Origin of the sequence: Cytobacillus depressus, from assembly GCF_008923245.1 — a bacterium.
In the GTDB taxonomy this organism is placed as follows: Bacteria; Bacillota; Bacilli; order Bacillales; family Cytobacillaceae; genus Cytobacillus; species Cytobacillus depressus.
Window position 1 is genome coordinate 115,257 of sequence record NZ_WBOS01000007.1, and the last position, 18,961, is coordinate 134,217.

An 18,961-nucleotide genomic window follows, 5' to 3' on the forward strand; every position below is an offset into this window, starting at 1 on the left:
GTATAATTAATGGAGGTAATTATTTTCATACATAGATTGGCAGCGGGGGATGTTTATTTAAGGGGGTAAAGATATTGATATCATCCGTCAATCTTTTAAATCAAGGGAAAATCATTGATCTTTCATGGAAGCGATGTCATACGTTTGGACTTTCACCCACCGGTCCTGTAAATGATATCTTATTTACGGGCAAGAAATTGCAAAAAGTACTAAAAAAGAATGAATATTTGATAAAACATACAACGGCCATTTTAGAAAAGCTTTATCCAACCATTCATTCGAGTGGACTTGTTACAGTGATTGTGGACCGTAATGGAACAATTATTCATAAAATAGGTAAACTCGATATCGATGAATCCTTTGACCATTTTCCAATTGGCTCAAATTGGTCAGAGGAAATTAAAGGGACAAACGCGATTGGGCTAGCCATTTATGAGAAAAAAAGCATCATTACCCACGCAGAACATCACTTCTATGTTAAAAATCACTTTCTTACATGTGCGGCAAGTCCCATTTTTTCTCCAAGTGGCGATTTTATCGGAGCGGTTAATATTAGCGCAAGGAAAGAGTTATTTCATCCATCGATGGTTTCTTTAGCAAGCATGATTGTAGAAGCTGTACAAAATCGCTTACTTATGGATCGTGTAAAGCAAGAAAAACTTTTAGCATTAAAAGAAATGGAATATGCGGCAAATATATGTTTAACTCCCCATCTTACACTCGATCATGAAAGAAGAATCATCCGGGCAAATCAGCCCGCTCGGCAATTATTAGGCAGTGATTGTATTGGACAAGAGTTTCATATGAAAGACGGCTATTCAGTTGATATAACAGATGATCAGTCAAATAAAGTTTTTCGTTCCGTTGTTTCCTTACATAGAAATAGCAAAAAAACTCTCAGTGACCAAAATCTTTATACAATCACTGACATTATTGGCTCTTGTGAAAAAATAGTAAGCGTAAGGAAAATGGTAAAAAAAGCTGCCTTATCAGACTACCCTATCATCATTTATGGAGAAAGCGGAACAGGTAAGGAATTAATTGCACAATCTTTACATTCAACTGGACCACGTAAAATAAAACCATTTATTGCGGTTAATTGCAGCGCCATTCCTGAAAGTTTGATTGAGAGTGAATTATTTGGCTACGAACGAGGTGCTTTTACAGGTGCGAAGCGGGAAGGAGCAACCGGTAAATTCGAAGCGGCTGACGGTGGTACGATATTCCTTGATGAAATTGGTGACATGCCTTTGAAGGCGCAGGCAGCCTTGCTCCGAGTTTTACAAGAAAAGTCGGTAACCCGAATTGGTGGAGATACAGTTAGAGTGATAGATACAAGAGTAATAGCGGCAACAAATAAAAATTTGCGCGAAGAAGTACAAGCGGGAAGATTTAGAGGGGATTTATACTATCGGTTAAGAGGTATTTTTATTACCCTACCTCCTCTGCGCAACAGAACCGACATTATCGAGCTAGCAGAGCATTTAATAACAGAGTTAGATAGCCCATTTATTCGTTTATCCAACGATGCGAAGCAAAAACTAATCTCCTACCATTGGCCAGGTAATATACGGGAACTAAAAAGTGTTCTTATGCAGGCATCTTTTTTTGCAGAGGATCATGAAATTAATGGTAAGGATTTACATTTTGAAGATGAGTTTGAACGGCAGCCTAGTCTTGGAGATTCTGAAGTAAATACTTCCCTTTCTCTGATGGACACTGAAAAATCTGCAATCTTAAAGGCGTTACATTCTGTAGAATGGAATATTACTAGAGCTGCTAACATTTTACAAATTAGTCGAAATACACTATACATGAAAATAAGAAAATATAATTTAAGGCAATAGCCCTTTTCATTTTTCAATACTTTATGGTTAGATACTTAATTTAATCAAACTTCCTTAGATAACTTTTTACAATCAGCATATAACGATGAAATAATGAAAAGTAGATTAGATTACCATGCAATGAGAAATGCCTCTTAAACATGGACAGCCATTGTAAAATTGAAAGGCCGCCTGACTATACCTCCAGCGGCCTTTCAATTTCAAATACTTTTCCTTTTTTGCACGTGTGAACTCAGTAAATCTCGGGTATCTTTCACCGGCTTTTTCGCCCAAAACGTAGCGAGAATAGGGCCTGCGATATTATGCCAGACAGCACCAAGGACACTAGGTAGCGCAGCGAGTGGTCCTAAATGTGCGGTGGCTAAAAGTAACCAATTCTCCAATGATAAAACTTATAAACGGCTACTTTTTCTTTGTCCCTTGTTTTACTTAATGACTATTCCTACATGTTGCTATGACGTTAATTTCAATCCAACGGCTGCACCGAGCACTAGAAAAATAAAAAATATCCGTTTCCAATCTTTAGACTCCCCATATAAAATCATACCTAAAACTGCTCCCCCCGAGGCCCCAATGCCTGTCCAAATGGCATATGCCGTTCCCATTGGCAATTCTTCCATGGCAAAGGCAAGTAATAGAAAGCTACCGCCAAATCCAGCAAAGAGCATAAATAAGGATTGCCAATTTCTATTTTTATGAAGACTGCTTATCATTGTTACACCAAACATCTCCAGCACTCCCGCCAATATGAGATAAATCCAGCTCACAGTGAGGACTCCCCCTTTCTTTCATGATCTTCATCCTTAGTAACAAGCTTTAGTCCGATGACTCCAGTTAATAAAATCAAAACAAGAATAAGCTTCGAAACTTTAAAAGGCTCCCCGAAGAAAACAATTTCTGATAATACAGTTCCAGCTGTCCCCATCCCTACAAACACAGCATAAACCGTTCCAACCGGCAACTTCTTTCCAGCATTAATCAACAAATAAAAACTAATAATAATTGAAATAACCGTTCCTGCCCATGTCCATACATCATCTGCATGTTTTAGACCAATGACCCAGAATACTTCAAAAAAGGCTGCAATAAAAACCTTTAGCCAATTCATGTTCATCCCTCCATTTTTTCACCAAAACAAAAAGCCTAAGAGATTTCTGTTAAACAGTCATCTCCCAGGCTTTTATCCTTCCGTGGCACAGGCTTTGCCTGTGAGTTTTCTCTCGGACCAGACCAGTAAAAAGCTGCGGAACCCTAGAAAACATTTTTATGCATTTCATTTTATTATATTTAATAATCAAACGAATTCAAGTTGTACATTAAGTGATTTTTGCAGAAAAACAGAGTCATTCATTATGATTCCTTAATTATTCTCTCCTATTCTTTTATTTCCACTATATTTTACTCATCAAACTAGAACTTCCAAATAACGAAAAAGATTAATATTATTAGGAGACATCCTCCTCCTAACGAAGTGAGAATTTGTTTCCAAAAAATCACCTCATCCCTCTCTTCCCTAAATTTTTCAACGATACTTATATTAACCTCTTCGAATTGGGATAAACGCCACCATTTAATAAAGCTTAGATGAAATGTTTTAATTTCCTTTTTCCCTCCTCTAGGGCTGTAAATCTTAATAGTTGCATCCTCGATAATAAATTGATGTTCATTAGAAAAATCGGAACTTTCCTCAGTAAATGGAATGGACAATCGGGTTAATTCCGATCGAACCCGATCAGCTAGTATTCGCTTTGACGTATTATTTATCACCATCACCCGTCCATTTACATATAATCGATAAACAAAAATGATAATGGCAATTATTATTGAAATAATTAGTGGGAAAGTGACATCCATTTCATAAAAATGATTTGCAGAAAGTAACGTTTGACTAATAAAACCTGTATAAGTGAATAGAGATTCAACCTTTGATTTGAAAGCAATCCCCTTATAAAGTTGAACTCTAAAAGCTTCATAAAAGCTTAGTAATGATCCACTCCAGTGATGATTAATAAGCCGATCAAAAATTCATCCATAAGTATCTCCTAGAATATCAAATCTATAAAACACTACAATTTTAACACAACCTACAAACAGAATTACAATTTTACCAGATTTAGGAGAAAAATATTTATTTCATTCTACAATTATGCGAAAATAGAATTTAGTCAGTAAGCATACGATATAGAAAGAACATGAACGAAAAGAGGTTTTCTACATGTATTGGTGTAAAGTTGCCCGCACAGAGATGGAGTTTGCTGAAATTGCCAAATTAAATTATGAAACCTTTGTTGAAGAGATTCCTCAGCATGAGCCTGATGAACATGGCTTTCGAGTAGATTCTTTTCACGATGAAAATAAATATATTATAGTTTTGAAAGATCAAGAGCTCGCAGGAATGATTGCGATCCGTGATCAGCGTCCTTTTTCCTTGGACAAGAAAATCGGCCCTGTCGAGAAGCTACTTCCCGAATATGCATTGGAGGGAAAACTTTGCGAAATCCGCCTTCTTGCAGTAAGAAAAGAACATCGGAATGGCCGTGTATTTTTTATGCTTGTCGGGGCATTGTCTGACTATGCGTATAAGCAAGGCTATAGTGCCGCAGTTATTTCTGGTACGGTTCGGGAACAAAAGCTTTATAAGCAAATGGGATTTGAAGCATTTTCAGATGCGGTTGGTACAGAAGATGCACAGTTTATCCCTATGGCGCTAACTAGAAAGCAATTCGAACAATCCGTCGCTGCGAGACTCAAACAAAAGAGATTCTCTTTTTATCCAGGGCCTGTATTATTACATGACGAAATAAAGTCCGCACTGACTGAAGAACCTGTTTCCCATCGATCGTATGATTTTTCACTTACTCTAGAAAAAGTAAAGAAAATGCTCGTTCACATGAGCCATACCAAATATGTACATTTGTTAACTGGAAGTGGAACTCTAGCAAATGAAGCAATGATCGCTCAATTAAAATCCTTGCCCGGAAAAGGACTAGTCCTCATAAACGGGGCTTTCGGAGAAAGGTTATTAAATCAGGCAAATAGATGGGGACTATATTTTGATACTTTATGTAATGACTGGGGACAGCCGTTTGATGAAAAAAAAATCGCTGCTAAACTAGCAGAAAATAATTATGAATGGCTATTAATGGCTCACGGTGAAACTTCGACTGGCATGTTAAATCCATTAAAAAATCTTCAACAGCTTTGCAAGGAGTATCATGTTAAGCTTTGCGTCGATTGTGTCAGTTCCTTTGGTGCCTTGCCATTTTCACTTGCAAATGTGTACTTGGCAACAGGTGTCAGCGGAAAAGCTATAGGAACGATGAGCGGTCTTTCATTTGTTTTTTCAAACCATGAAATCAGGGAAAATCTATCCCTCCCCTCTTATCTTGATCTAGGATTATATGCAAAAGGAAATATTCCATTTACATATTCATCACAGCTATTAAAAAGCTTGGAAAGTGCATTAAGTTTTTATAAGGATGGGAACCGCTACACATTACTGAAGAATCGATATGAACTGCTTCTTACCGCTGAGAAAAATGGAGAAATGACCTTTTTAACCGAGCAAGGCTATCCAATGATTGTCACGTTAAAAGGAGAAGAGAATTCTTGGAACATGGCTGAGGATGCCGCTCTATCGGGATTTGATTTGCACTATAAAAGCGCTTATTTAACTGATAGAGATTGGATACAGATATCAATTATTCAGCCGAATTTTGGAGAAGCATGGGTGAAGTTTCGGAAATGGTATTTGAATTATAATGAGTACCATAATAGGCAAATAATCAGTTGTAGAGTAGAAAACAGGAATTAGATATGCCTTCTTGTCCTTTGGTTTCAGGTGTTCCACCTTACTAAGCCAGACAAGAGGGCAACTCCTTATCCTGCTTCCCCTCATTAAACCGTACGAGAGGTTTTCCCTCATACGGCTTTCCAACGTTCTTCTTTCTTTGGGTTTACGGTATAAACTTTGTAACACACGAAAAAATGTATTTCTAATCTATTAGCCCGCTATTCTGCTAGACTAGTATTCCATAAAACAATCCCTTCAAAGTAGCCGATGCCTTTTACAATATCTTGGTATGCTGATAATCTGTAGAAATCTCCTAGTTTAATATAGGAAAGGTATTCGCTCCAATTATATTCTTGTAATTCCGCCAATTTTGCTAATGCTACTTCCTGGGATTCGGCCTTACGGATCCCTTCCAGCAGACTAATTAGTTTCTCATCTTCTGGCCAGCCCGGGCTATCCTTATCAAGTAATGTTGTTTGGGTCGGAGTGGAAACAGGAGCGTAACCATTGAACAAAACTTCCCATCCATTGGGTTCTCTAACTTTTTGGACTAATGTACCCCAATCTGTAATATCTAATTTTACGTTTACTCCGATCCTTTCCATTTGCTCTTTAAAGATAACAGCTGGAGTATAGACAAAATTATAATCACGTGTTGCCAATACTCTAATTTCTTCACCATTATAGCCAGCTTCTTTTAATAGCGCTTTCGCCTTTTCTAAATCCTGTCCGTTATAAAATTCTTTCCCTGCATCCGTATTCCATTTAACCTGTTCTTTAAGCATGACACCGTTATCTAATCGGTAAAAATCTTTATTAATAAAAGTCCCCGATAAAATTTCCTCTTTATTAATAGCATAATTGATGGCTTGTCGAAGTTTTGGATTTGTTACTATCCCTTCCTTTTTGTTAAAAACAATATTATGCGCCCCATACAGGTTAACTGAAGGTTCTAAGCCTGGTGTTTTTTCAATTTGGTTATAATTATCATAGGATAAACCATATGCATAATGGTATTCTCCTGTTATGAGTCCGGCTAACCTAATGGATTCATCAGTTACTACGTCGAAGTAAATATTATCAACTAACGCTTCTTTTTTTCCCGATAATCCATCTGAAGGCAGGTCAACTGGCACGTAATCATCAAACTTTTCCAATTGAATATATTGGTCTTGTTTCCATTCGACAAATCGGAATGGTCCTGTCCCTATTATTTCTGTTACAGGTCCGTTAGAAGCCGATTCAATCACTTCTTTTGGCATAATCGCAGCAAACTGGTTGGTTGCGGCAAAAACATCGAGCAGGCCAAAAGCAGATGACTCAAGTTCAAATACAACAGTATATTCATCTTTTTCGGTAAAGATCCCAGCCCCAACTGCATTTGCAGCCCTAGGCGCGCTCTTCAGCCATCTTTCCATAGAAGCAATGACGTCTTCTGCCTTCATTTCTTTCCCATTATGGAACTTGACGCCTTTTCTTAAATGAAATGTGTAAGTCAGTTGGTCTTCACTTTGTTCATAAGATTCAGCAAGCATTGGAACTACTTCATAATTAGAATCGACAGTTAAAAGGGTCTCATATATATGTCTGGCAATTTCTTTTGTTGCGGTCGTGCTGACAGTATGCGTATCTAAAGTTGAAGGTTGGGCATCAATTGCTATTCGAAGGTCCCCGCCGCTATACGCATTTTCTTTAGGATCATTATTAACTCCTTTTACATCTTTATGTATTGCCGTCGATTCAGAATTGCATGCTGCCAATAGCAGAATTAGGATTAAAATTATTGATTTGTTTAACGTTTTCAACATAATCCCCCTCGCATCCTTTTGTTTCACATTTTTTAAGCTGGGTTAATTCTTCAACTCTTTCAAGTTTTTTGTTTCTGGTTGGAAATTAATTGTCACATCGCTACCCAAAAATTCAAATGTATATTGCAACGTTGCCGCCACACCTAGCTTTAAAACATCCTCATCCATATCAAATTTAGGATTATGATGTTCCGCACCTGTTCCTTTCTCTTCGTTTTGAATCCCTACAAATGAAAATACGCCAGGGAAATATTTTTGATAATAACTGAAAGGTTCTGATGCCATCCATGCTGGATATGGATACACGGCCTGTTCTCCGATTGAGTTTTTCACTGCACTTAAAGCAATTGCGGCACAGTCCTCTTGATTGTAAACGCATAAATCCCTTGCTTTTGGTTCATTAATATATTCATACGTGCAATGATGCAGTTCACAAGTTTTCTCTAAAATCCTTTTAAATTCTTGCTCAGCCTTTACCCCTTGATCATATTGTAAATATCTAACCGTTCCACTAAATTGCAACGTATCTGGAATTACATTTGCAGCGGATCCCGCATAAATGCTTCCAATTGAGTACGTAATCGCTTTAAACGGATCTAATGCATTCAATCTCATCATTTTTAAATGGTTATAAAAATCAGTAAAACAATCTAATGGTGAATGCGTTAAATCTGGGCGTGACCCATGACCGCCTATCCCTTTTAAAATAATGTTAAAAGCGAATGCACTTGACATTCTTGGACCCGGGTCTACGGAAATTTTTCCAGATGGGATATCTGATTTTAGATGTATCCCCCAAACACCATCTGCTCCTATTTCTATAAGCCTTTGTAAAATGCCGATAATGCCTCCTCCGATTTCTTCTGCTTGCTCAAAAGCTAGGATTACTTTTCCTTTTATTTTGTTTCGATTTTGGGATAAAATTTTCGCAGTTCCAAGTAGCATCGCAGTGTGGCCGTCATGACCACACGTATGGGAGACCCCATCATATTTCGAAACTACTTGCTTAACATCTTTAAGATTTGTTTCATCTTCCTGCATAGGCAGAGCGTCTAGGTCTGCCCGCAAAATTAATGACTTCCCTTGTTCTTCCCCCTCTATGATGCCGATAACTCCTCCATTCGGAACGATTTCATATGCCACTCCCATTTTTCTCAATTCTTCTGTTACAACTTTTATAGTGCGTTTTTCTTGCAAGCCTACCTCAGGATGCATGTGAAAGTCTCTCCTTAGGCTAATAACATATTGTTCTACTTGTTTAGCGGACTCTAGCGAATCTATTAAAAAGGAACTGCATTGAACTGAATCTGTTGTTTTCATAAACTATCACCTCGGTTATTAATTAATATATTGAATCATATTTTTACTTATTTCTTGCTTGGCAATTTTACCAACCGTCGTTTTTGGTATTTTTTTTTCAATGATAAACTTTTTGGTTGTTTATAACCGGCAAGACCACTCTCGCAATATTCTCTTAATCTATCAATATCAAGATCAACATCATCTTTCGGTACAATGAACGCATATCCGGTCTGACCCCATGTCTCGTCCGGTACTTCAATATCTTACCTGCTTTTTTTACCATAACTAACTTGAAGACCAGCTGTAACGTCCATTTGAATGCCATATTGAGGAATGGGATAACGCAATCCGTTTCGACTTAAATGTTCTAATCCGTCTAAGGCTTTTAATAAGTCTTCTGGAGGTAATGCCATTAACATTTCTTCATCCAACACCCCGCCATACCTTCGCTCCGCAAAACAGGGAATGGATAAGCTTGGTTTTCTAGTAGCAAGGGCACGTCCCCATGAGTCTGCACATGACGATTCGCCAACTACACTCCATTCAAATTTTTCATAGTTTTTCCACTGTAATCCGTTAATAAAAAGAATCATTTGGCCAGGGGTCCCATATAGTAAACAAATATCCGGGTCTGCTAATCTATTAGAGGTGAGCGGAGAAACGGCCATAGCTTCATATTTTCCATATGGAACGACCGTCATAGCTTGTTGGTGAGCAGAAGAATCTTGTTGATTTTCAAACCAAACCCCTTCCATTTCCTTTCCTGAAAGCCATTCTTCGTTTCTTGGATGTAATCCCAAGACAACTTGACACTGTGGGCCTACAAGATCTTCTGCCGTTATTCCAACTGTCCATCCTAATCGTGCTGCTTGTGCGACAATTTGATCGGTCGTGTGAATGTTTTTTGGACGGCGAATTTTTGGTATTGATTCCATATCTTCTTTCTTCTCAAACATCTTCATCCCGATAGGAATTGTTTTAAATTTTAAGTATTGATAAAGTCTATTTACAATTTCTGACCAATCGTAAACCTTTTCTACCTTTGCCATTTTTATACCTCATTTCTACCATTAGATTTCATTAGCTTTTAACTATTTTCTAAATTTACTAAATATTCATTTTTATTTAATCATGTTAGCTGATATAATGTAAAATATCAATATTCAATATTTATATAAATTTTGCCTATGGATGGTGAACAAATTGCGAATAGAGCAACTGATGTATGTTGTTGAAATCGCTAGAACGGGGTCAATCTCTGCAGCTGCTGAACGTCTGCATGTATCGCAACCAAGTATTAGTCAAGGAATTTCATCATTAGAAGTAGAATTAGGGATAAAACTGTTTATACGTTCAAAAGTTGGTGCCTTACCAACTGAATCTGGAAAATCAGTCATTTTTAAAGCACAAGAAATCCTAAACAAAGTAGAAGAATTACAAGAAATAGCAAATACTGAATATTCACTTTTAAAGGGGCGTTTATCAATCGCAGCTATTGCCGGCATTAGTACGAGTATATTGCCCAAAACTTTAGTTTCATTTAAGAAGAAGTATCCTGGTATTGAACTTGAAATTATCGAGGAAGATTCTCACATCATTAGACAACTTGTAAATGATGGAAAAACTGACATTGGTTTAATAGGTGGAGAGTATAACGATTCGAATCTTGTTTGCGGCAAGCTTTTTCGTACTGTAGCTATAGCATGCGTTGGAAAACATTCAATTTTTGCTAAGAGAGAGGCTATTTCAATAAAAGAGGTCATTAACCATCCTGTCATTTGTTCATCAGAAGCTCTTAAAAATATTTTAAATAAACACGGAAATCCAAACTATTTAATCAAATCAAAGAACTTAGAGGCAGCCAAGCATATCATTGCCCAAGGCATAGCCATTGGCTTTTATACTGAAATGTCTTTAAAAGTAGACCCCTACGTCCAAACTGGTGATATCATACCATTAGAAATTTCGGATGAGACAATAGCGGTTGATTATTCTTTCATTCAATTAAAAACGCATCGCTCCACTGCAAGTCAGGAATTTTTAAAAGAGTTAAAGGAACAAATAATTTTGTTTCAAATGATATAATCAACTATTTTAGTACGCCCCCATAATAAAAATAAATTATGGGGGCTTTTTATTTCACGCTTCTCATTATCATCTTCGTATTTCTAAATTTTTTTATTCAACTAATTGGTTTGCTGTAATAGTCTAGAAGTTCATTAGCTTTCTCAACTCTTTTTCTTCAGGTGAAAAATCAATTTCATTTTCGTAGCTCAAAAAATCCAATGTATATTGTATGGTTGCAGCAACTCCTAGCTTTAATACATCTTCAGCAATATCAAATCTAGGATTATGATGTTCCGCTCCCGTCCCCTTTTTCTTATTTTCAATCCCTACAAATGCAAATACACCAGGAAAATACTTCTGATAATAATTAAATGGTTCTGATGCCATCCACGCTGGATAAGTATAACGGTAATATCGAAATCTCAATGAAGCAAATGTTTTTGGAACCTTCCTATCGTATCTTCTTCTAGATTGCTCAATCTCCGTTGGCATTTAAGCTGAATGATCTTCTATGACTGATGCATTTACTTTCTTTTTCGCAATAAAAACTTTATAACATATAAACAGGACCAGCGTCCAAATCGGCATGACAATAAGAGGTATTCGGGTTTTTTCGTCAAAGGCCATGGCAATCACAACTATTGCTAAAATTAAAAGGGAAAAATAACTTGAATATGGCCAAAACGGCATTTTGTATTTTAGATCTTTGACTTCGTTATTACTTATTTTTATCTTTCTGAATTTTAATTGACTTAACAAGATTAATACCCATACCAAAATAAGTGTACCCGTTACAATTGAAGCGAAATAAACAAAAGCTGTAGCCGGCATAATGTAGTTCACCACAACACCGAACAACTGAACTCCCAGTACTAAAATTATGATGAGCCATGGAATCCCATTTTTGGAGACCTTCGTCATAAAATTAGGACCGTTCCCTGTAACACACATTCTATAAATTTTGCGGCTGTAGGTATAGACAGATGAGTTCATCGCTGATATTACAGCGGTTATGACGACAAAATTAAGAATATGAGCTGCCGCTGGAATGCCGATCATGTCGAATACCTGGACAAAGGGACTCCCCTCCTGCCCGATTTTATTCCACGGGTTGAGGGCTATTAGGACAACAACAGCTCCGACGTAAAAGATTGCAATTCGCCAGAAAACACCTGTAATCGCCGAAGATATGGTTTTTTCCGGGTTTTCGGCTTCACCGGCTGCTACAGCAACATTGTCAGTGCCCCCATAGGCGAAGGCTACCATTACAAACGCCAGAATAAAACCGGATATGCCATTCGGGAAAAAGCCGCCGTGATTGACAAGATTGCCGAATCCGACAGGGTCGCCATGATTACCAATCCCAAACAAAATAGGAAGCAATCCCAATATAATCAAAAGAATGATAGCTGTGGCTTTTATTCCCGCAATCCAATATTCCATCTCTCCATAAAGCTTTACTGCAACAATATTTACAATAAAAATCAGAGCTACGACACATGCCGCACTTACCCAGATTGGTACATTGGGAAACCAGAACTGGACATACCGTCCCAGGGCGTTGTAGGTAGCCGCACTGCCGGCAGCACCCCCTAAAAGAGTAGTCCAACCAATTAGAAATGCCCAGAATGGATGAAGATAACGGTCTGCAAGAGATACTGGGCCTCCGGATACAGGTTCCTCTACGGTGACTTCACCTATCGCACGGCAAATAAAATAAATTGCTATTCCAACTATTATATAGGCCAGAATACTCGATGGACCAGCTGCTGTGATAGCTCCTGCGGATCCATAAAACAAGCCCGTCCCTATTGCACCTCCAATAGCAATCATTCGCAAATGACGCGTTTTTAGACCTCTTTTCAGTCCTTCCTTTTCAAGGGCTTTTACATTTGTTTTTTGATCCATATTTAACCTCCTAAATATGTGTTTTAATTAATCTAACCACAATATAAGCTAGTGACAAAAATGGCCATGTAAAAGGAATTCATTGTCAAAAATATTTTTTTCGCCATTTGGTGTTTGCTCATTTTTTGAAGTTTTCTCTGAACTTGAACAACCTGATACTAAAAGTAGTACAGCTGTAAGCAGAATTAGAAATTTCATTTTACTGAATATTAATCCCAATGAAATCTCCCCCAATTTCTATCAAAAACGGTTTATTTGAAAATGAGAAATTAGCTCTTCACACAACACTAGTAACCTGTTTTTCCTTAACTTGCTCTGTTTTTTTATAAAGCGATCGTAATGTTGGAGAGATTAATAGTAAAACAATTGTCAAAATGACAAAGGTGCCTCCAGTTGAAAGCATATTGATTTTCGGAGGAATGAATTTGCTAAGCGATCCGTATACAAAGTTTCCGATCGCCATCGCTCCAGAAGCGAGTATAAAATTCACACTTGCTACACGCCCGCGAAATACATCATTGGCTCTTTGCAAGACAAATGATAGATTAATTGCCATAAAAACAGCTTGAGACGCTCCGACTGTAAGCCCAACGATAAAGGCTAGTAGTGCTGTATTTGTAAGCCCAAGCAGGAATAAGGAAACACCGCTTGCCAATGCTGTAATAATATAGAGAATCCCCTGTCCGCGCGGTGTGGAGATAGAAGCAGTGCTTAAATTTCCAAGGATGGCCCCTAAACCGATAAACATCATGAGGCTGCCGTAAATCCCGCTATCAGCACCCAGGTCATCTCGAATAAATTGTGGCAGTAAGGATGTATAGGCCATTGTTAGTAAGCAATGAAAAAAAACCATGACGATTAGAAGACCGAGAGCGGGTGTTTTGCGAATATAAGCAAACCCTTCAATGATGGGTTGAAAAAAGTTTCTAGCATTCAGATTTCCTAAGCTAGATGTAGATTGATTCGTTCGTATCCAAAGCGACTGTATTCCTGCTCCCGTGTAAAGCAAACAACATAATGCAAAGACTGACTCTGGACCAACAAATACGAGTAACGGACTAGCCATTGCAGAACCAAGAAATCCAGCACCATGCGAAATCGTTCCTTGAAGCGCGGTTGCATTGTACAGTGTGTTTTTTGGTATTAAACCAGGCATGGTGGCATTCGTACAAGTGTTTTGCAAATTAAAGCAAATTCCTAAGAAAAATGCGCTTGTTATGATAACCCAAGGTGTAATAAACCCGAGGATACTAAGTAATGCTAAACAGCCGGTATTACATGCGTTGAAAAATAATGCGGTGGTCAATAATTTCCGGCGATCATAGCGGTCAACCAATACTCCAATAATGGGTCCAAAAAGAACTCCTGGAATCATTGTGGCGAATACAGCCGTTCCAACGAGGGCTGTTGAATCGGAAAGAGAAAAAATGAGCCAGCTGGCCGCAACCGTAAACGAATATTGTCCGGAATTGGCCAAAGCTGAACTGATCCACAAATATCGATAATATTTAAATCCTAATGAAGCAAATGTTTTAGGAATCTTCATCTTTGTATCTCCATCTAGTTCACTCTCCGTACGCATTTAATGCATTTATACTGTGGGCAAGTGCGGAACCGGCTTTTAAAGCTGTGGCAACAAAAATAGCCTCCGTCAATTCTTCCATTGACGCTCCAAGTTTTTTCGCCATTTTTGTATGAGCATCAATGCAGTAGGAACATCCAGTCACATGAGCGACAGCGACAGCGATACATTCTTTTTCCTTTTGGCTTAATAGGCCTTGCTTCATTGCTTGGTGGCTAAAGCCTAGGTAAGAACGGAATAAATCGGCATTTTCTTCACGAAATTCCTTCAGCCTATTCATATTTTTTAATGAATATAGATCATCGTCTCCCGTTCCATCATAAGCCTGTAGCGCATTGGCTCCGTGTGCCATTGCAGAACCCGCTTTCAGCGCAGTTGCAACCATAATAGCTTCAAACATCTCTTCTTTTGATGCTTCAAATTGTCTTATTTTCTTTACATGGGCTTCGATGCAATAAGGGCAGCCTGTGACGTGTGCAACAGCTACAGCAATCAATTCTTTCAGTTTGGCTGATAAAGCACCTTCTGCAAGTGCTTTTTGGTTAAAAGCTCCAAAGGCGCGATAAGCTTCTGGTGCTAACTTCCCTAATTCATTAAGTCTTTTGCTGTCCGATTTTTTGTATAAACTTTCAGTGTTCATTATTTTATCCCTCAAATTTTATTAATATTTTCTAGAAAAGTAGACTTACTTTTTTGCAGCAAAGTTTTTAGATTTAATTATCGCTTTATGAAGCCTTTCTAATCCTTCATGAACTATTGATCTAGGACAACCGATATTCACACGTATGAATCCTTCTCCTCCAGGTCCATAGGTATACCCTTGATTAAAAGCGACCTTAGCTTCCTTCAGCATAAATTGCTGAAGTTCTTCTTTATCAAAACCTAACTCTCGGCAATCGAGCCAGACTAGATAACTTGCTTCAGGTTTGATGACTTTAACCCCTTCTATATTTTTTTCGATGTACTCCGTTAAAAACTCCACATTTTTTTGCATATAATCCAATGCTTGTTCGAGCCATTCTTCGCCATATCGGTACGCACTCTCGGTAGCTACGATGCCAAAAGTGTTTGTATGTCTAAGTGCCAGCTTGTTCATCAACGCAGTAAATTTATCTCTTATGTGAGGATTCGGAATAATGATATTTGATGTTTGTAACCCGGCCAAATTGAATGTTTTGCTTGGAGCTGTACAAACAATCGAGTTCATAGCAAATTCCTCAGAAATTGCGGCAAATGGAATATGCGTCTTTCCTTTAAAAACTAAGTCTCCGTGGATCTCATCGGATACGATCAGAATATTGTTCTCAATACAGATATTGCCGAGTTCTACTAGCTCATCCTCTGTCCAGACTCGTCCGGATGGGTTATGAGGATTACAAAGGATCAGCATCTTCACGTCTTCATCCAATTTATTTCGTAAGTCCTCAAAATCCATCTTGTATTGACCATTTTCGAATTTTAGTTGATTATGAACAATTTGTCGGCCGTTTTCAACGATCACATTTGTGAAAGGATAATAAACAGGTGGCTGGATGACAATTTTATCTCCTGGATTTGTATACGCTTGAACAATATAACTTAGGGCCGGAACTACGCCGAGACTAAAACAAATCCATTCCTTTTGAATGTTCCAGCTATGTCTTTCTTTCATCCATTGAATAATTGCCTCATAGAAGGAATCAGGTCGTGTTGTGTACCCAAATACTCCATGCTCAGCTTTTTGCTTGATTGCCTCAATTACAGGCTCTGGAGACTTAAAATCCATGTCCGCCACCCACATTGGCAGAAGTTCCTTTTCCCCAAATAAATTCTCTGTTTCATCCCATTTTGCTGATGCAGAGTTATACCGATTAATTTCTTTGTCAAAGTTGTAGATCATTAGAAATCCTCCTATCTCTTTATGTTACAATTTCTTTAACTAAATAAGAAAATTCAAAATAAATTGAATATTTTTTTCATTAAACCATATAAGATGGACTTATGTAAAATATCAATACCTTATAGTAGTATTGACTTGACCTATAGATAGGGGAATTTTTAGTTCGAAAAGATAATAGTAAATAAAAAAACATCAGTTTCATTTCGAAAACTGATGTTCTGCTGATTGCTTTTAGTATTCTTTTTTCCCCATCTCCAACACCACTGGACAATGATCGCTGCCCATGACATCACAATGAATTTGTGCTGCAGTAATGGAATCTTTTAATCTTTCAGAAACGATAAAGTAGTCAATGCGCCACCCGATATTTCGTTCTCTTACCTTTGCCATATAAGACCACCATGTATAGGCGCCCTCTGCATCTGGATAAACATGTCTGAAAGAATCCACAAAGCCTAAATTGAGCAAAGTTGTCATTTTTCCTCTTTCTTCTTTCGTGAAGCCGGAGTTGCCATCGTTTGATTTCGGATTCTTTAAATCTATTTCTTGATGGGCAACATTTAAGTCTCCACAGTAAATGACAGGTTTTTGTTGATCAAGCTCGCATAAATATTGGCGAATTTCATTTTCCCATTCTAAACGATAGGAAAGGCGCGCTAAATCTCTTTGTGAATTTGGGGTATACACATTAACTAAGTAGAAGTTTTCAAATTCAAGTGTAATAATTCTACCTTCGTCTTCTGTTTCTTTCTCCCCTACTCCATATTTAACTGAAAGTGGCTTTTCTTTCGTAAAAACGGCTGTACCGGAATAGCCTTTTTTCTGTGCGTAATTCCAAAATTGATGATAGCCTTCAAGCTCAAGATTGATTTGCCCTTCTTGCAGCTTTGATTCCTGAATGCAGAGGATATCTGCATTTACTTCATGAAAATAATCTAAAAAGCCCTTTTTCACGCAGGCTCTTATTCCATTAACGTTCCAAGAAACAAATTTCATGCTGATTTAACTCCTTTTTAAAGCTATTGATTAATAGAATATCATGGATCGAACTTGTATGCGAAAGTTTTGATATGATTACTATAGTAGAATTAATATAAAAGTAATTTTTCAAGGGGGTTCATATATGGCTGAACATTTGTTTCATTTGAAGGCACATTGGCCTGGACTTAGAAATGATGTTGGGGAAATAGAATCAGGTCAGCTGAAAACAAAGGTTTCGATCCCTCCAGAAATGGATGGGCCTGGAATTGGAACAAATCCGGATGAGATGCTACTCGGGGCAGCTGCGACCTGCTATATTATTACATTAGCTGCCATGATGGAGCGCAGCAAGCTTGAAAAAGTGGATTTAACAATGGAATCTGTTGGGATCGTTGACGTGACAAAGGGCGTGATCACATACAAAAAAATCATTCATCGTCCAGTAATCATTTTAAAAGCTGAGGCGTCAGAAAAAGATGAAACATTAGCACTAAAGTTAGCTGAAAAAGCAGAGGCATCGTGTATGATTTCACGTGCTTTAAAAGGGAATGTCGAGATTGAAATGGAAGCAACAATCCTTAGACAGTAACTTTTTTCCGAGAACACTTGAAAAAGCTTTCGACTGTCAACATTTCTATTCCTAGGCAATATGATAATTGTATAACATCTAGGTGGTGATGTGATGGCAGTTGTAAGGGCACGTCAATCTGATATAGATTTATTAGCTAGATTACTTAGGGCTGAGGCTGAAGGTGAAGGTGAAAAAGGGATGATGCTCGTTGGAAATGTGGGCATTAACCGGATTCGAGCCAATTGCTCTGACTTTATAGGTTTGCGTACGATTCCGCAGATGGTCTTCCAACCTCATGCGTTTGAAGCGACAACGAAAGGATATTTCTATCAAAGAGCAAGGGAAAGTGAAAGAAGGCTGGCAAGACGTTCTGTTAATGGAGAAAGGCAATGGCCAGGCAAGTTTTCATTATGGTATTTTCGCCCACAAGGAAACTGTCCGCCAACATGGTATGACCAGCCATTAGTGGCGCGCTATAAGCTTCACTGCTTTTATCAGCCAACAGCAGAACTATGTCAAAGTGTTTATACGACCTTTTAACTTGATGCGGTAAAAAAATATTCGCGCAAGGTCATTTCGGGTGATGTTTGATGATGTGCTAAATTTGTTTCGTTTTAAGGAGACAGATTTAGCACATTTTTACTTTTCATCGATTGGACTTACTGGAGATGTAAATACTATTTAGAAATAATTCATTCTATGAAAGGAGAACATCATGCACAATTCATAGGACGCGTTTTCTGAACTCTCCTCTCAAAACGAGCACCATGAATACTTCATAGTATGCGTTTTTGGAACTCACCACTCAATACGAGCATCATGAACACTTCATAGGACGCGTTTTTGGAACTCTTCACTCAAAACGAGCCCCATGAACGCTTCATAGGACGCGTTTTTGGAACTCTTCACTCAAAACGAGCATCATGAACGTTTCATAGTACGCATTTTTGGAACTCTTCACTCTAAACGAGCACCATGAACACTTCATAGGACGCGTTTTTGGAACTCTTCACTCAAAACGAGCTCCATGAACGATCCATAGTATGCGTTTCTAGAACTCTTCACTCAAAACGAGCTCCATGAACGATCCATAGCACGCGTTTTTGGAACTCTTCACTCAAAACGAGCACCATGAACGATTCATAGAACGCATTTTCTGAACTCGCCACTCAAAACTAGCATCATAAACGCTACATGACACTAGTTTTCAAAGGTCACCTTCC

18 protein-coding genes, 1 pseudogene and 1 riboswitch are annotated in these 18,961 nt (G+C 38.0%); of the genes and pseudogenes, 5 read left to right on the forward strand and 14 right to left on the reverse strand.

Features of this window, described 5'->3' with window-relative positions; genetic code table 11:
• Nucleotides 1–74 precede the first annotated feature (74 nt).
• Nucleotides 75–1,847 carry a sigma-54-dependent Fis family transcriptional regulator gene (locus tag F7731_RS15805; RefSeq protein WP_151535747.1) on the forward strand — a complete coding sequence of 591 codons (1,773 nt, stop codon included), beginning with the start codon at nucleotides 75–77 and terminating at the stop codon, nucleotides 1,845–1,847.
• Between the two features lie 200 nt (nucleotides 1,848–2,047).
• Here the strand turns inward: F7731_RS15805 and F7731_RS27320 are convergent.
• From F7731_RS27320 to F7731_RS15825, 4 genes and pseudogenes are all read right to left on the reverse strand, one after another.
• A pseudogene (locus F7731_RS27320) lies at nucleotides 2,048–2,212 on the reverse strand (bile acid:sodium symporter family protein); the annotation flags it as partial.
• 87 nt (nucleotides 2,213–2,299) lie between these two features.
• Nucleotides 2,300–2,614: a DMT family transporter gene (locus F7731_RS15815; protein WP_151535748.1), complete on the reverse strand. Its 315-nt coding sequence runs from the start codon at nucleotides 2,612–2,614 to the stop codon at nucleotides 2,300–2,302.
• Nucleotides 2,611–2,961 carry a DMT family transporter gene (locus F7731_RS15820; protein ID WP_281352553.1) on the reverse strand — a complete coding sequence of 117 codons (351 nt, stop codon included), beginning with the start codon at nucleotides 2,959–2,961 and terminating at the stop codon, nucleotides 2,611–2,613. Before F7731_RS15820 ends, F7731_RS15815 begins: the two co-directional genes overlap by 4 nt.
• A 53-nt stretch (nucleotides 2,962–3,014) precedes the next feature.
• Nucleotides 3,015–3,113, reverse strand: a riboswitch (guanidine-I (ykkC/yxkD leader).
• A gap of 144 nt (nucleotides 3,114–3,257) precedes the next feature.
• On the reverse strand, nucleotides 3,258–3,614 hold the full coding sequence (locus F7731_RS15825) for a hypothetical protein (protein ID WP_151535750.1): 357 nt from the start codon (nucleotides 3,612–3,614) through the stop codon (nucleotides 3,258–3,260).
• A 448-nt stretch (nucleotides 3,615–4,062) separates the two neighbouring features.
• Between F7731_RS15825 and F7731_RS15830 the strand changes: the two genes are divergently transcribed.
• The gene (locus F7731_RS15830) at nucleotides 4,063–5,661 is read left to right on the forward strand and encodes a GNAT family N-acetyltransferase (protein ID WP_151535751.1); all 1,599 of its coding nucleotides are present in this window, start codon (nucleotides 4,063–4,065) and stop codon (nucleotides 5,659–5,661) included.
• A gap of 197 nt (nucleotides 5,662–5,858) precedes the next feature.
• Here F7731_RS15830 and F7731_RS15835 read toward each other — a convergent pair whose 3' ends face one another.
• Genes F7731_RS15835 through F7731_RS15850 form a run of 4 tightly spaced genes read right to left on the reverse strand, consistent with a single transcriptional unit; the run spans nucleotide 5,859 to nucleotide 9,799 of the window.
• On the reverse strand, nucleotides 5,859–7,445 hold the full coding sequence (locus tag F7731_RS15835; RefSeq protein ID WP_170289723.1) for an ABC transporter substrate-binding protein: 1,587 nt from the start codon (nucleotides 7,443–7,445) through the stop codon (nucleotides 5,859–5,861).
• A gap of 45 nt (nucleotides 7,446–7,490) precedes the next feature.
• Nucleotides 7,491–8,768: an amidohydrolase gene (locus F7731_RS15840; RefSeq protein ID WP_151535753.1), complete on the reverse strand. Its 1,278-nt coding sequence runs from the start codon at nucleotides 8,766–8,768 to the stop codon at nucleotides 7,491–7,493.
• 47 nt (nucleotides 8,769–8,815) lie between these two features.
• Nucleotides 8,816–9,010: an AMP-binding enzyme gene (locus F7731_RS27325; RefSeq protein ID WP_151535800.1), complete on the reverse strand. Its 195-nt coding sequence runs from the start codon at nucleotides 9,008–9,010 to the stop codon at nucleotides 8,816–8,818.
• Between the two features lie 3 nt (nucleotides 9,011–9,013).
• Nucleotides 9,014–9,799, reverse strand: a complete 786-nt coding sequence (locus F7731_RS15850) for a DUF169 domain-containing protein (RefSeq protein ID WP_151535754.1) — start codon at nucleotides 9,797–9,799, stop codon at nucleotides 9,014–9,016.
• A gap of 172 nt (nucleotides 9,800–9,971) precedes the next feature.
• On the opposite strand from F7731_RS15850, the gene F7731_RS15855 reads away from it, so the two are divergent.
• A complete protein-coding gene (locus tag F7731_RS15855) occupies nucleotides 9,972–10,835 on the forward strand; it encodes a LysR family transcriptional regulator (RefSeq protein WP_170289724.1) in 864 nt (287 codons plus the stop codon).
• A gap of 123 nt (nucleotides 10,836–10,958) precedes the next feature.
• Here the strand turns inward: F7731_RS15855 and F7731_RS15860 are convergent, their stop codons facing one another.
• From F7731_RS15860 to F7731_RS15885, 6 genes are all read right to left on the reverse strand, one after another.
• Complete coding sequence (locus F7731_RS15860; protein WP_151535756.1) at nucleotides 10,959–11,309, reverse strand: hypothetical protein; 351 nt, start codon at nucleotides 11,307–11,309, stop codon at nucleotides 10,959–10,961.
• The gene (locus F7731_RS15865; protein WP_151535757.1) at nucleotides 11,310–12,725 is read right to left on the reverse strand and encodes an amino acid permease; all 1,416 of its coding nucleotides are present in this window, start codon (nucleotides 12,723–12,725) and stop codon (nucleotides 11,310–11,312) included. It abuts the gene before it with no gap.
• Between the two features lie 277 nt (nucleotides 12,726–13,002).
• Nucleotides 13,003–14,271, reverse strand: coding sequence for an MFS transporter (locus F7731_RS15870; RefSeq protein WP_170289725.1), 1,269 nt, complete (start codon nucleotides 14,269–14,271; stop codon nucleotides 13,003–13,005).
• A gap of 19 nt (nucleotides 14,272–14,290) precedes the next feature.
• Nucleotides 14,291–14,947, reverse strand: a complete 657-nt coding sequence (locus F7731_RS15875) for a carboxymuconolactone decarboxylase family protein (RefSeq protein WP_151535759.1) — start codon at nucleotides 14,945–14,947, stop codon at nucleotides 14,291–14,293.
• A 45-nt stretch (nucleotides 14,948–14,992) separates the two neighbouring features.
• Nucleotides 14,993–16,186, reverse strand: a complete 1,194-nt coding sequence (locus tag F7731_RS15880) for a MalY/PatB family protein (protein WP_151535760.1) — start codon at nucleotides 16,184–16,186, stop codon at nucleotides 14,993–14,995.
• 231 nt (nucleotides 16,187–16,417) lie between these two features.
• Complete coding sequence (locus F7731_RS15885) at nucleotides 16,418–17,182, reverse strand: exodeoxyribonuclease III (RefSeq protein ID WP_151535761.1); 765 nt, start codon at nucleotides 17,180–17,182, stop codon at nucleotides 16,418–16,420.
• A gap of 127 nt (nucleotides 17,183–17,309) precedes the next feature.
• Here F7731_RS15885 and F7731_RS15890 point away from each other — a divergent pair, with 127 nt between their 5' ends.
• The gene (locus F7731_RS15890; protein WP_151535762.1) at nucleotides 17,310–17,756 is read left to right on the forward strand and encodes an OsmC family protein; all 447 of its coding nucleotides are present in this window, start codon (nucleotides 17,310–17,312) and stop codon (nucleotides 17,754–17,756) included.
• 93 nt (nucleotides 17,757–17,849) lie between these two features.
• Nucleotides 17,850–18,278 (forward strand): cell wall hydrolase, encoded by a 429-nt coding sequence (locus tag F7731_RS15895; RefSeq protein ID WP_151535763.1) that lies wholly within the window; start codon nucleotides 17,850–17,852, stop codon nucleotides 18,276–18,278.
• The last annotated feature ends 683 nt before the right edge of the window (nucleotides 18,279–18,961 follow it).